This is a genomic window from Chryseobacterium rhizosphaerae (genome assembly GCF_003385455.1).
GTDB lineage: Bacteria > Bacteroidota > Bacteroidia > Flavobacteriales > Weeksellaceae > Chryseobacterium > Chryseobacterium rhizosphaerae.
In genome coordinates, this window is sequence record NZ_QNUF01000003.1 from 170,841 (window position 1) to 184,348 (window position 13,508).

The 13,508-nt window shown below is 35.3% G+C and carries 18 protein-coding genes; 15 read left to right on the forward strand and 3 right to left on the reverse strand.

The genetic code is table 11. The annotated features are described in order from the left end of the window. The first annotated feature begins 94 nt into the window (after positions 1-94). Genes DRF57_RS03725 through DRF57_RS03765 form a run of 10 tightly spaced genes read left to right on the forward strand, consistent with a single transcriptional unit; the run spans position 95 to position 5,933 of the window. Positions 95-427: a YegP family protein gene (locus DRF57_RS03725; protein WP_047489715.1), complete on the forward strand. Its 333-nt coding sequence runs from the start codon at positions 95-97 to the stop codon at positions 425-427. A 13-nt stretch (positions 428-440) separates the two neighbouring features. Further along, positions 441-1,511 carry a type I restriction endonuclease gene (locus DRF57_RS03730; RefSeq protein ID WP_115917076.1) on the forward strand — a complete coding sequence of 357 codons (1,071 nt, stop codon included), beginning with the start codon at positions 441-443 and terminating at the stop codon, positions 1,509-1,511. 4 nt (positions 1,512-1,515) lie between these two features. Next, a complete protein-coding gene (locus DRF57_RS23525) occupies positions 1,516-2,007 on the forward strand; it encodes an SH3 domain-containing protein (RefSeq protein WP_123863274.1) in 492 nt (163 codons plus the stop codon). Between the two features lie 18 nt (positions 2,008-2,025). Beyond that, on the forward strand, positions 2,026-2,538 hold the full coding sequence (locus tag DRF57_RS03740) for a PH domain-containing protein (RefSeq protein ID WP_228450340.1): 513 nt from the start codon (positions 2,026-2,028) through the stop codon (positions 2,536-2,538). 43 nt (positions 2,539-2,581) lie between these two features. Beyond that, a complete protein-coding gene (locus DRF57_RS24070) occupies positions 2,582-2,650 on the forward strand; it encodes a hypothetical protein (RefSeq protein WP_241508011.1) in 69 nt (22 codons plus the stop codon). A 4-nt stretch (positions 2,651-2,654) separates the two neighbouring features. Next, entirely contained in the window at positions 2,655-2,870 is a 216-nt protein-coding gene (locus tag DRF57_RS03745; protein WP_081989038.1) for a TM2 domain-containing protein, read from the forward strand. 10 nt (positions 2,871-2,880) lie between these two features. Next, positions 2,881-3,279 carry a DUF6804 family protein gene (locus DRF57_RS03750; RefSeq protein WP_047490045.1) on the forward strand — a complete coding sequence of 133 codons (399 nt, stop codon included), beginning with the start codon at positions 2,881-2,883 and terminating at the stop codon, positions 3,277-3,279. A 5-nt stretch (positions 3,280-3,284) separates the two neighbouring features. Beyond that, positions 3,285-3,692, forward strand: a complete 408-nt coding sequence (locus DRF57_RS03755) for a hypothetical protein (protein ID WP_047489724.1) — start codon at positions 3,285-3,287, stop codon at positions 3,690-3,692. A gap of 5 nt (positions 3,693-3,697) precedes the next feature. Beyond that, on the forward strand, positions 3,698-5,035 hold the full coding sequence (locus DRF57_RS03760) for a beta-carotene 15,15'-monooxygenase (protein WP_115916985.1): 1,338 nt from the start codon (positions 3,698-3,700) through the stop codon (positions 5,033-5,035). 10 nt (positions 5,036-5,045) lie between these two features. Next, positions 5,046-5,933 (forward strand): hypothetical protein, encoded by an 888-nt coding sequence (locus tag DRF57_RS03765; RefSeq protein WP_115916987.1) that lies wholly within the window; start codon positions 5,046-5,048, stop codon positions 5,931-5,933. A 45-nt stretch (positions 5,934-5,978) separates the two neighbouring features. Here DRF57_RS03765 and DRF57_RS03770 read toward each other — a convergent pair whose 3' ends face one another. Genes DRF57_RS03770 through DRF57_RS03780 form a run of 3 tightly spaced genes read right to left on the reverse strand, consistent with a single transcriptional unit; the run spans position 5,979 to position 7,866 of the window. After that, positions 5,979-6,428, reverse strand: a complete 450-nt coding sequence (locus DRF57_RS03770; RefSeq protein WP_047489729.1) for a GNAT family N-acetyltransferase — start codon at positions 6,426-6,428, stop codon at positions 5,979-5,981. Next, the gene (gene yihA, locus DRF57_RS03775; protein ID WP_115916989.1) at positions 6,421-7,044 is read right to left on the reverse strand and encodes a ribosome biogenesis GTP-binding protein YihA/YsxC; all 624 of its coding nucleotides are present in this window, start codon (positions 7,042-7,044) and stop codon (positions 6,421-6,423) included. The genes DRF57_RS03770 and yihA overlap by 8 nt, the downstream gene beginning before the upstream one ends. A gap of 60 nt (positions 7,045-7,104) precedes the next feature. Next, on the reverse strand, positions 7,105-7,866 hold the full coding sequence (locus DRF57_RS03780; RefSeq protein WP_047489737.1) for an alpha/beta fold hydrolase: 762 nt from the start codon (positions 7,864-7,866) through the stop codon (positions 7,105-7,107). A gap of 272 nt (positions 7,867-8,138) precedes the next feature. Here DRF57_RS03780 and mraZ point away from each other — a divergent pair, with 272 nt between their 5' ends. The 5 genes from mraZ to DRF57_RS03805 all read left to right on the forward strand — a co-directional run bounded on the left by mraZ (position 8,139) and on the right by DRF57_RS03805 (position 13,498). Then, complete coding sequence (gene mraZ, locus DRF57_RS03785) at positions 8,139-8,597, forward strand: division/cell wall cluster transcriptional repressor MraZ (RefSeq protein WP_047489740.1); 459 nt, start codon at positions 8,139-8,141, stop codon at positions 8,595-8,597. 42 nt (positions 8,598-8,639) lie between these two features. Then, a complete protein-coding gene (rsmH, locus tag DRF57_RS03790; RefSeq protein ID WP_047489743.1) occupies positions 8,640-9,533 on the forward strand; it encodes a 16S rRNA (cytosine(1402)-N(4))-methyltransferase RsmH in 894 nt (297 codons plus the stop codon). Between the two features lie 101 nt (positions 9,534-9,634). Beyond that, entirely contained in the window at positions 9,635-10,000 is a 366-nt protein-coding gene (locus DRF57_RS03795; protein WP_047489745.1) for an FtsL-like putative cell division protein, read from the forward strand. After that, entirely contained in the window at positions 9,984-11,975 is a 1,992-nt protein-coding gene (locus DRF57_RS03800) for a penicillin-binding transpeptidase domain-containing protein (RefSeq protein WP_047489747.1), read from the forward strand. The genes DRF57_RS03795 and DRF57_RS03800 overlap by 17 nt, the downstream gene beginning before the upstream one ends. Before the next feature lie 62 nt (positions 11,976-12,037). After that, positions 12,038-13,498 (forward strand): UDP-N-acetylmuramoyl-L-alanyl-D-glutamate--2,6-diaminopimelate ligase, encoded by a 1,461-nt coding sequence (locus tag DRF57_RS03805; RefSeq protein ID WP_047489749.1) that lies wholly within the window; start codon positions 12,038-12,040, stop codon positions 13,496-13,498. Positions 13,499-13,508: the final 10 nt, after the last annotated feature.

The following is a 13,508-nucleotide window of genomic DNA, read 5'->3' on the forward strand; positions in this document are numbered from 1 at the left end:
CTTTCAATTTTGAGAGGTTTTTTGTTTTACGGATTCCCGTAAGGATTGAAAACTAAAGGGTTATATTTTTGGAGTATTAAAACAGAATATAATTATGGGAACGTTTATCATCTCGAAAAGAAAAAATAATGAATATCAATTCAATCTGAAAGCCGGAAACGGAGAAATTATTTTAACCAGTGAAGGATATGTCCAGAAAGCATCATGTCATAAAGGAATAGAGTCTGTTAAAATTAACTCTCAGGAAGATTCCAGGTATGACAGGCGAATAGCTGTAAATACTAAAGATTACTTCGTTCTTAAAGCCCGGAATGGAGAAATTATCGGCAAGAGCCAATTTTACAGTTCAAAACTTGCAATGGAAAATGGAATTGCTTCTGTAAAAAATAATGCTCCTGAAGCTGAAATTATTGACGAAACTATTTAAAAAAAATAAAACAATGGACCTTAAAATTAAACTGGACCAGCTCCATCAGAAAGTAATTGGTCTGAAAGAACAGATCGGAACGGAAGAAGCTACAAAAAATGCCTTTGTAATGCCTTTTATACAGATTTTGGGCTATGATATTTTCAACCCTACAGAGGTAGTTCCGGAATACATCTGTGATATCGGAACAAAGAAAGGAGAAAAGGTAGATTATGTAATCAAAAATAATGAGGAACCCATCTTCATTATTGAATGTAAACATTGGAAAGAAAGTGCAGATGTCCATAATTCTCAGCTCCACAGGTATTATCATGTTTCCAAAACAAGATTTGGAGTTCTTACCAACGGTATTATCTATAATTTCTATACCGATCTTGAAAAGCCTAATGTGATGGATGAAAAACCATTTTTCACAATAAACATTGAGGATTTAAAAGACAGCTCCATCAAAATCCTGGAAAGCTTTACCAAGAAAGACTATAATCTGGAAAGCATCCTGGATTCTGCAGAGGCATTAAAATATATTAAAGCCATCAGAAGAGAATTTGAAAAAGAAATTGAAAATCCTTCTGATGAAATGGTGCGCCTTCTGGTCAACCGTTTTTTCGAAAAACCACTAACGGCCAACAGAATGATTTCTTTCAAAGAATATGCAAAAAAGGCCTTATCTACTTCCATTAATGAATCTATAAGCTTTAGACTGAAGTCCGCATTAAGCATCAATGAACAAATTGAAAAACGAGATGAAAATGTAAATGTTCCCACATCTATCGACGAAAATAACGACTCTAAAATTATCACAACAGAAGAAGAGCTTGAGGGATTTCAAATCGTAAAAGCTATTCTGAGAGAAAAGATATCTTCTTCCCGAATTGCTTACAGAGACACCTTGTCCTATTTTGGAATTTTGCTGGATGACAACAATAGAAAACCGATCTGCAGGCTACACTTTAATACCTCAAATAAGTATATAGAAATTTTTCACAATGGTAAAGATGCAGGTGAAAAAGCTCTACTGAATAATCTTGATGAAATCTATAACTACCGAAATGAACTCCATAAAACCTTAGAAAATTACAACTAAACCCATGAAAACATTCATCTCCATATTACTTTCTTGTTTGTTGGGGTTTGTTTCTGATTCTTTTTCGTCATCCCAACCAGAAAAGGATGACTATAATGCAAGAAGGTGCACCGGCTCCTCTACCTGTTCTGCCTGTTCCAATTGCTCCGGATGCGCCCATTGTAAAAGCGGTGGGACATGCGGGGTGTGCAAAGGTAACTTTTCAGGTAAAAGCAAGCCCTCTGTATCTTCAAAAAGAGAGGAAACAAAAAATAATCCCAAGAAAGCTCCAAAGGTCTTTATTGAAGACAACCATCTTAATTTCAATTCCAATAAAACAATCATTGCCACCCGATCTGTTTCCATTTTTGAAAAGCCTTCTTTCCATTCGAAAGTGATAGAAACCGTTTCAAAAAAAATACCATTGATCACTCTTTCAAAAAATGGCCCATGGTATAAGGTAAAAGTACAGAAATCCGGAAAAACAGGATATGTGAACAGTGCTCATATTCAATAACCAAAAATAAAATATCACATGAATTTAAAACAATTTTTAAACGAAGAACAGGATCCGAAAGCTGTAGAAAAGCTTTTGGAAAAGATAACCAGCCTTCTTACATCACAAGAATTTGTAGAATACATTGCTGTTCAGAAAAAACCGGCAATGAACTTTTCTCCGGATTGTATTGCTCTTACGAACAGGAGAATTATTTTCTGTAGACCTAAAAACTTCGGCCTATCAATGGACTTTCAGGATTATAATTGGGTAGATGTTGCAGACTGTCATATAAAAGAAGGAATTCTAGGTGCTACATTTATCATAAAAACAATAAAGAGTTATTCTAACATGATGGATTATCTTCCAAAAGCACAGGCCAGGAAACTCTATCAGTATGCACAGGAAATAGAAGAGCAGATGAGAGGAGTAAGAAGAGAAAAAGATCTGGAAACCATAAGAGGCTTCAGCAGGTGGGGTTACCGTGAACAATGCGACTCCAATTATTGCACAGCCACAACAATTCCAGCAGCATACACCCCATCTTATTGAAAGTGAAGATCCTTTTGCCCTTTTACAAAAGCTTAAAGGACTCATGGAAAATGGGATTATTTCTCCCGAAGAATTTGAAGAAAAAAAGAACGAAGTCTTATCAAGAGTTTAAAATTATGAAATCAAAATTTACAGCCGCTATTCTCGCTTTATTTTTAGGAGGCCTTGGCATACACAGATTTTATTTAGGACAAAATACACTAGGTATTTTATATCTTGTATTTTGTTGGACCTTTATTCCGGCATTGATTGCCTTGTTTGATTTTTTTATTTTCATTTTTATGTCTGAAGACAGTTTCAATTACAAATACAACCTCCGGACAGGATTTTAAAATTAAAAAAATGAAACCATTCTTTATCCTATGTGCGATAAGTTGTTTCATTGCTATTTTCAGGCTTCCTATTGAATATTATACTTTCTTACGCATCTTTATTTCCATTGGCGCCTTGATTGTTATTTACAATGCTCTCCGTTTTAAACACTATTATGTAAGCATATTATTTTTAGGAATTCTTACTCTTTTCAACCCTATTTTTCCAATCTACCTCTACAAAAAAAGCATATGGATTCCCCTGGATGTCATCACAGGAGTTTTATTTCTGCTGCTTGATTTTATAGAAAAGACCGAACAAAAAAATGAAGAGAAAAAAGAACATGAAAAAACACAAGTACAACAGACTTTGCCTAAAATGAACACACGAGACATCATCATCAACCCTAAAAAAAATAAACAAGACTAATCATCATGGAAAATATTCAAATTACTGAAAATCTTAAAGCACACTTTCTAAGGCTCTATCAAATGGCCATTTGTGATGACGATTTCAGTCCCCTGGAGCTAAAAATGCTTTATAAATCTGCTGAAGAAAGAGGAATTTCATCTAAAAATCTGGATGAAATTCTAATGAATCCCATCAACCTAAAGTCATTAACTCCACAAACTATTGAAGAAAAAATAGACTATCTATATGACCTCACAGTAATGGTTTGGGCAGATGGCATCGTTTCTCCCAATGAGTATTCAGCAATGGAAAAATATGTTCTCATGTTTGGTTTTTTAGAAGAAAATGTAAAAGCCATTGTTGATTATCTTATTGAAGCCGTAAAGCTTGGAAAAAGCAAAACAGATATTTTATTTGAATTAAAAAACTGAATGAAATGACTACTACTATCAAAAATTTATTTAAATTAAAATCTACCCAGGTAGAAAGTCTGCAGGAGCAAGTCCCAAAAACAGAAGTAAAACACAATGAAGAATCTGCTGAAGAAAGTAGAAAAAGAACTTATCACGAATCTGGATATAGGGATAGTTCCCGAAATAATGGAAATCATACCACTTTAATCATTTGCCTTGATGCCGTTTATTCAAAATTTCAAAATGAAGAAAAAGAGCTTGTTGAAAAACAACAGAAACTGAAAGAATCTTACATAAACGAACAGAAAAACAGAGAGACTGAAATAAAAGCGTTAACTGTTTCATTAGAAAATAAAGAGGATTTACTAAAGATAAAACACGATGAAGTAGAAGAATTCCAAAGAAAAAATGAGGTTTTAAAAGCTGAAATTAATGATCTCCCAAGAAATCCCGAAAAGCATAATGTAAAAGCGACTCGGGGAGCTTCAACAAAATTCTGGATTGGATTTATTCTTTTAATTCCTATCAGCCTATATCTGTTCACCTTCTATATTTCAACTTCCTATTCCGCATTCTTCAGAAATTTTGATCCCAATAGCACTATTATTCGAAACGTATTAGATGCACAAGCTCTCAGTAAAGCTTGGAACGATGGTCCGCTGGAAGGTGCTTTTATAACCCTTATTCCATTTGTTTTCCTAGGCTTAGGGTTTCTGATTCACATGTTTGGGGAAAATAAAAGTTGGATAAACTATGTAAAATTAGGCTTATTATTCATTGTTACTTTTATTTTCGATGCCATCTTAGCTTATGAAATTGAATCTAAATTATACTTGCTAAACAAGACTTTTGAGTCTCCTGACTTCAATCTTTCCATTGCCTTTACCAAGAACCAGTTTTGGGGGATTATATTCGCTGGATTCATTGTCTATATCATCTGGGGATTGGTTTTTGACTTTGTTATGAAAGAACATAGGGAAAAAGATAAGATCAAAAATGAACAGGAGATCAGACAAAAAAATGTCCTTTTCAATTTGGAGAAAATCAATGCTTTAAAAAAGGAAATTGAAGATATCAAGAATTTGATTGGAAACATTAAAGAAAACATGATCAAAGCTAAAGGGAGAATTGAAGAATTACAGAATATTATTGACGGAGTTATTATCCCTACCAAAGATTATAAATTATATGCTTCTGAATATGTACAGGGTTGGGTTACTTTCATTGGTGAAAAAATAGCAGTCTCAAAATCAGAAAAACAAACCATGATAGACAGTTGTATTGAAACCTATACTACAAATCTGGAAATGGTAGGTGCCAATAGCGAAAATCAAAATTCAGTTTATTTATCTGTTCTATAAATCACATCCTATGAGAAAAATATTTTATTTATTAATGATTATTTCCATGGTTTCCTGCCATAAAAATCCAGAAAAAACCAATGACAGCAAGGAAGACTCTATAAAAGCAGATCCCAATAATATAAATATAAGCATTCTTATTGACCTTTCAGACAGAATTGATCCGGAAACCAACCCCAATACCACCATGCAGTATTCACAACGGGATCTTGAATATATTAAGGCAATCAGCCAAGGTTTTTTAAACCATATCAAAAGTAAAAAAGTTATTCAACTTAACGACCAGATGCAGGTTTTCTTCAATCCTGAGCCTTCAGATCCTAAAATGAATGAATTGACAAAAGAACTAAAAGTTTCCTTTGATAAAAATACATCTAAAGAAAATATAGAGCTGATTAATAAAAAATATTCTACACTTCCTGCAAATATTTATCAATCAGCAATTAAAGACAAAGCTTTTGTAGGCTCTGATATTTGGGAGTTCTTTAAAAATAAAATAAATGATTATTGTATTAAAGATGATCACAGGAATATCTTATTCATCCTTACTGATGGTTATATGTACCATGAAGACTCCCAATTCTCAGAAAAATCCAAAACATCTTATTTGACATCTAAACTGATCAAATCACAGCATCTTACAACTTCCGATTATAAATCTATCATGAAAAACAATCAGTATGGTTTTGTGAAGGCAAATGATAATCTGAAAAATTTAGAAGTGATCGTTCTCGGAATTAATCCCGAAAAAGGAAACCCTTTCGAAGAAAGCGTAATCAAGGAATATTGGGAAAATTGGTTCAAGGAAATGAAAATCAAAAATTATCAGATAAAATCTGCCGATCTCCCTTCTAATCTGGAACCTATTATTTTAAAAGCAATAACGGGTAAAAACTAAAACCCATAACTAAAAAAGGTATCTCATTTCTGAGATACCTTTCTTTTATTTTCTAATCATTTCCGTATGTGGAATATCATCTTCAAGATATTTCTTACCTGTATCCACAAACCCGAATTCAGCATAAAATCTTAACAGGTAATCCTGTGCTGAGATTTTGATTTCAGAGGTATGAAAACGGTTTTCTATGGTTTCCACAGCATATTTTATCAGCAGTTTCCCAAGGCTCTTTCCTCTAGCCTGTTCTGTTGTTAAAACCCTTCCAAACGAAGTCTCATCGTACTTGATTCCTTTATCAAAAACACGACAGTATGCAAGAACCTGCCCTTCTTCTTCGGCCCAGATATGCACTGCTTTCTGATCATAGTTATCCAGATCAGGATAAGGGCAGTTCTGTTCAATTACAAAAACATCTATACGTGCCTTTAGTACTGAATACAACTCAGGAACCGTAAACTCTTCAAAAGTTTTAATTTTCCAGACTATATTACTCATCGAAACTTACGTGGTTATTAATTAAAAATTCATTTGTTGTTTGGATGAAATTCAGAATTTCATCACAGCCTGATTTCTTTTCGGCAGAAGTCACATAAATTTCCGGTAAATCTTCCCATGTTTTATGCAGCTCATTTTTATAGTTTTCTACATTCTGAACAGCTATATTGGGTTTCAGCTTATCAACCTTTGTGAAAACAATTGAAAAAGGAACTCCGCTTTCTCCGCACCATTGAATAAATTCCAAATCAATCTTTTGAGGACTGTGTCTGGAGTCTACCAATACAAAAAGATTAACAAGATTTCTTCTGTTTAAAATATAATTGGTAATCAGCTTTTCAAAATCTTTTCGCTGAACTTTTGAAACTTTGGCATATCCATACCCTGGTAAATCCGTAAGATACCAGTTTTCATTCACAAGAAAATGATTGATCAGCTGGGTTTTTCCCGGAGTCTGTGAAGTTTTAGCCAAATCTTTATGATTCATCATGGCATTGATCAATGAGGATTTTCCTACATTAGATCTTCCGATAAAAGCATATTCCGGAATATTCGGTTCAGGGCATTCCTGCCATTTTCCACTACTCTTTACAAAATCTGCTGTCTTAATAATCATTTTGAATATATTTTAGAAAAATAAACCATTAAGAAAAGCTCCTAATGGTCATTTATGTATTTAAACTTTATCTTTTACCCAGCTATAGAGAATTTCATTGAATTCATCTGGTTTTTCCATCATCGCAGCGTGCCCGCACTGATCTATCCAAAACAAATCTGAATTGGGGATAAACTTGTGCATATCCTGGGCCACTTCCGGAGGGGTTACATTATCCTGTTTTCCCCAGATCAGACAGGTTGGTGTCAATATCTTGGGAAGATCATTCAACATATTATGCTTGATGGCACTTCTGGCCAGCATAACGGTCTTTATTCCTTTCATTCTGTCATTGACTACCCCAAATACCTCATCTACAAGGTCTTCAGTGGCAATTTTAGGATCATAAAAAACTTCTTCCGTTTTTTTTCTGATATAAGATCGGTCATTCTTTCTGGGAAAACTATCCCCGAATGTCCTTTCATACAATCCTGAACTTCCTGTCAGAACAAGGTTTTTTACCAGATCCGGTCTTGCCAATGTTAAGATAAGCCCTACGTGACCTCCCATTGAGTTTCCTACAATAGTAACTGGTCCCGAAATATGACTTTCTATAAACTTGATAATATATTTTGCTATGGTGGTAAGATTCGTATTGAGTACCGGTAGATCGTAGATAGGCAATTGAGGTACGTATACCTTAAATCCTCTGTCCGAAAAAAAATCTACCATTTTATCGAAATTACTCAAACCACCCATTAACCCGTGCAACAGCACCAATGGATGTCCTTCTCCCGCCTCTACATAGGAATATTTCTTTTCTTTTTTTGTACTAAATATCATAAAACGCTTTAATGAAGCCCTGCAAAAATACAAATTAAACCTCAAAAATATTTTGATTATCCTAATTTAAGATAAAAATAATATAATATTCCCCTTTTTAACTTTTTTTTTCTAAACCTCTTTACTATGGCCTGAATAGCACATTTAGCAACCTGTTACAGATCAAGTATTTATACAATCGAAATTCAATCTTTAATAAAACTTATTAACATTGAGTCAAAAAGTGGGAAAAAGTGGGAAATTTTGGAAATTATTATATAAATTTGTCCCAAATGAAAAGTTTCATTGGAACATATGAGTGTAAAATTGACGACAAAGGCCGCCTAAAAGTTCCTTCATCTTTAATCAAACAGATGGAAAACTTCGACGACAAGGCGTTTGTAGTCAAAAGATCTGTGTTCCAACCTTGTCTGGAAGTCTACCCTATGAATGCATGGGATAAGCTGATGGGCAAAATTAATAAACTGAACAGATTCATAAAAAAGAATGCTGATTTCATACGAATGTTTACAGCAGGCGTAAAAACAGTAGAGTTGGATAATGCCGGGAGATTACAGATTTCAAAAGACCTGACACATTTCGCAAATCTTCAGAAAGATATTGTGATCACCAGTGCCGGAGAACTTTTTGAAATTTGGGATAAAGAGGCTTATGAAAAGGTAATTGCCACCAACGAAACTGATTTTGCAAGCCTTGCTGAAGATGTAATGGGCTCTTTCGATGAAGAATAACTGTGATGGTTATTAGTATATTTTAATAAAACACAATTAAGCATGTATCATAACCCCGTTTTGTTGAAGCAGAGTGTAGATGATTTGGTGACGAATCCTGACGGAATCTATGTAGACTGCACCTTTGGAGGAGGTGGCCACTCAAGGGAAATCCTAAGCAGACTTTCTGAAAAAGGAAAACTGTTTAGTTTTGATCAGGATCTGGATGCACTTAAAAATACAATTGATGACCCAAGATTTACATTAGTTAATCAGAATTTCAGATTTCTGGAAAACTCTTTATTAATGTATGGAGCTCCTCAGGTAGATGGTGTTTTGGCAGACTTAGGTGTTTCATCACATCAGTTTGATGAAGCAGACAGAGGTTTTTCTACCAGAAGTAATGCTCCTTTGGACATGAGGATGAATGTTATGCAGAATCTGGATGCCAAAAGAGTGATCAATGAATATGAAGAAGCAGAACTTGCCGATCTTTTTTACCATTACGGAGAATTAAGAGAAGCCAGAAAACTGGCAAGAGAAATCGTTCATCACAGAAAAACAAAAACCATAGAAACCACAGAGGATCTGAAAAAGCTTTTCAGCTATATTCCTCCTCATAAGGTCAATAAATTCTATGCACAGCTTTTTCAGGCGATAAGAATTGAAGTCAACCAGGAGCTGGAAGTTTTAAAAGAAATGCTGGTTCAGGCTTACAATGTTTTAAAACCGGAAGGAAGATTAGTTGTTATTTCTTACCATTCTTTAGAAGACCGTCTGGTAAAAAGATTCCTGAAAAACGGAATGTTTGAAGGAGAACCGACAAGAGATATCTACGGAAATTATAAAAAGGCATTTGAATTGATCAAGAGTAAAGCTATTATCCCCGATGACAAGGAGATTGAAGAAAACTCAAGAGCAAGAAGTGCAAAAATGAGAACAGGAATAAAAGTATAAAAATACAGCGTGAATGGTTAGTGGTCAGTTTTCATAAAATAAACATTCAACCATTAACAAACAAAGTGGATTCACTGCGAAGCAAATTGACATAAAATAATTTGGCAAAAAGAACAACAAATCGCCCTCAGAAGAAGCTCACCTTTATAGATATTATAAAAGGAAACTTCCTCAACCGTGATGAAATAAAAATACATTACCGGTATTTCTTATTGTTGTTTGTGCTGATGATGGCCATGATTTACAGTAACCATCTCGTCAACAAGAAAATTAGGATTGTCAATGCTTTAAAAGAAGAAACAGAAGAATATAAATCGAGAAACGCTTACGCCCAGAGTAAGCTAATCAAAGTAAAAATGGAATCAGAACTGGGGAAAGAAGTGGCAAGGGACTCATTAATGACCCTCGAAAATCATCCTCATAAATTGCTAATAAAACTGGACAGTACAGATGCAAAAGCAAAATGAATACGACAATAAACGTAAAAAAACGTTAAGATGGGGCTACCTCTTCGCAGTGGTAGCTTTGTGCGTGTTTGTAATGTTCTTGGCAAGGATTGTAATCCTTCAAAACACTAATGTTCAGGAAATTAAAGACGATTACATTAATAAAAACTACCGTGAGGCTACTTTAAAAGCGGCCCGCGGAAATCTATTTGCCTCCGACGGCTCTATCCTCGCTACAACCGTAATGCGCTACGATATCTATCTTGACTTCAAAACGATGAAAGATACCATCTACAGCAACAATATCGGGGCACTCACAGATTCTTTAAGCAAAATGTTCGGAAAGTCCAGAGGAGAATTCAGACAGAAGTTTGACGAACAGAAGAAAAAGAAAAACCAATATTATACCTTAGTAAAGGGGCTTGATTTTGATCAGTATGACAGAATCAGAAATTTCCCGATATTCAAAAGAGGTAAAAATAAAGGAGGTTTTATCGTTGACAGGAACTACAAAAGAGAACTTGCTACCTCAGAAATAGGCTCAGGAACGATTGGTATGGATAACGGAGAACTTAAATCCGGACTTGAAGGAGCCTTCTCAAAATACTTAACCGGAACGGACGGAAAAAGACTGGAGCAAAGAATTAATTCTTCTCAATGGAAACCTATTGACTTCTGGAAAGTTCAGGAGCCTGTGGACGGAGAAGATGTTTACACCACTTTAGATCTTAGAATTCAGGACATTGCACACTCTGCACTGGAGAAACAGCTGATTAATTTTGAGGCTAAACACGGCACCGTAATCGTCATGGAAGTAGAAACAGGAAAAGTACGTGCCCTTGTCAACCTAAGAAGAACAGAATCAGGAGAGTATGAAGATTCTTACAACTATGCTCTGAAAGACAATATCGAACCGGGTTCTACCTTTAAAACCATTTCACTTCTGGCTGCAATGGATGACGGTTTTATCGATGAAAATACAACGGTAAACGTAGGAAACGGAGTCTGGACTTATGCAAAACAAAGAATTTCAGACGGACATGGTGGAGGGACTTATGACATCAGTGATGTTTTAGCCAAATCCAGTAACGTAGGAACCTCAAAACTGATTACAAAATACTATGCTGAAAAGCCTCAGATTTTCCTTGATCATTTAAAACGTTGGAAATTATTCGACAAAATGGACATTGAACTTCCGGGAATCACAAAACCGAAGATCGTAACTCCACAAAATAAAAGATGGAATGCCGCAACACTGGCTTCTATTTCTTACGGATACTCTTCAAACATCAATCTGCTGCAGCTAACCACTTTCTATAACGGGGTTGCCAATGGCGGTAAAATGCTTAAGCCTTTATTCATCGACAAAATTATGAAAGATGGAAAGGTAATGTATAATGCAAAACCCGAAGTAATGGTCAATAAAATGGCTTCAGAAAAAGCTATTAAAATGATGACCAATGCGTTAACCAAAGCGGTAGAAAAAGGAACAGGAAGAAGTATCTTCACCCCGAACCTTAAAATGGCAGGAAAAACAGGAACCGCAAGATTTGAATATTGGCTTCCGGGACCTATGAAATACAGGGCCTCATTCGCGGGATTCTATCCTGCAGATGCACCCAAATATACATGTTATGTAATGGTAAGTGAGCCCAACACCTCAATAGGATTTTACGGGGGACCTGTAGCGGCACCGGTATTTAAGGAAATTGCAGGAAAAACATTCCTGAAGACCCCTCAAAATATTGAAAAAGAAATGCTGGTGGACAAAAAGGTGAACCTTAATAAAATGGTGGAACCTAATGTAAAAGTAGCCGTAAATGATAAGCAAATGCCCAATGTAGTTGGATTAATTGGTAAAAATATAATCCCGCAATTGGAGAATTTAGGATACCGTGTCGATTATAAAGGTGTGGGAAGAATAAAAGAACAATTCCCATTAGAAGGCACAACCATCAGTAAGAACCAGAGAATTTATTTGTCTCTGCAAAATTAAATAGAAACAGAGTCCCCTAGGGACGATTTAATAAAAGATAGGAAAAGTCCTATTGATAAAAAATGACAGTAACAGAATTAGTAAACAGAATTCCAGTAATAGAAATCCACGGTGACAACAACCGTGAGGTGAAAGAATTGGTATTTGACAGCAGAAAGATTACAGAAAACGCTCTTTATATAGCAATAAGGGGAACCGTTGTGGATGGTCACTCATTCATTGCATCCGCCATTGAAAAAGGAGCAACTACAATCGTCTGCGAAGAGTTTCCTGAAGTATTGGCAGAAAATGTCACTTACATACAAGTAAAAGACGCATCCAAAGCTTTAGGTCATTTGGCTTCTAATTTCTATGGAAACCCATCTCAGAAACTGAAACTGATAGGTGTTACAGGAACCAATGGGAAAACCTCTGTTTCCACCCTTCTTTTTGATGTTTTCAAAAACCTGGGTTATGATGCTGCTTTACTGTCAACTGTTGAGATCAGAATTGGAGAAGAAATCATTCCGGCAACCCACACGACTCCGGATGTGATTACGATTAATAAAATTTTAGCCGATGCTGTTGAAAAAGGATGTGAATTTGCCTTTATGGAGGTAAGCTCTCACGGAATCGCTCAAAACAGAATTGAAGGATTACACTTCAAAGTGGCAGGCTTTACTAATCTTACCCATGATCATTTAGATTACCATAAAACGTTCGAAGAGTATTTAAAAACGAAAAAAAGATTCTTTGATCAATTAGAAGATACCGCTGTTGCCATCACTAATATAGATGATAAGAACGGCCCTGTTATGCTTCAGAACACAAAGGCACAAAAGAAGTCTTATGCTTTGAAAACAATGGCAGACTATCATGGAAAACTCTTAGAAGTTGATTTCAACGGAATGCTGCTGAACTTTAACGGAAAAGAATTCTGGACTACGCTGACCGGAAAATTCAATGTTTACAATCTACTGCTTGTCTTTGGAATCGCAGAAGAACTTGGTTTTAATCAGGATGAGATCCTTCAGGCGATCAGTACATTAAAAAGAGTTTCCGGAAGATTTGAAACATTCAAATCAGATGGAGGGATTTTCTTTATCGTAGATTATGCTCACACCCCGGATGCATTGGAAAATATTCTGGACAGCATTAACGATATCAGAACAAAAAATGAAAGATTAATCACTGTTTTTGGCTGTGGTGGTGATAGAGATCACTCCAAAAGACCTGAAATGGGAAATATTGCCACTAAAAAATCAACACTGGCTATCATCACCTCAGACAATCCGAGGACTGAAGAGCCGGGGCAGATTATAAAAGAAATTGAAGCAGGCGTTGAATCTCAAAACTTCAGCAAATACACTTCAATTCCCGACAGAAGGGAAGCTATAAAAATGGCTATAAAGTTTGCAGAACCTAAAGATATTATTCTAGTTGCCGGAAAAGGCCACGAAAATTATCAGGAGATAAATGGTGTAAAACATCATTTTGATGACAAAGAAGTAATTAATGAGCTTTGGAAATTAATGAGTAAATAAATTGAAGATT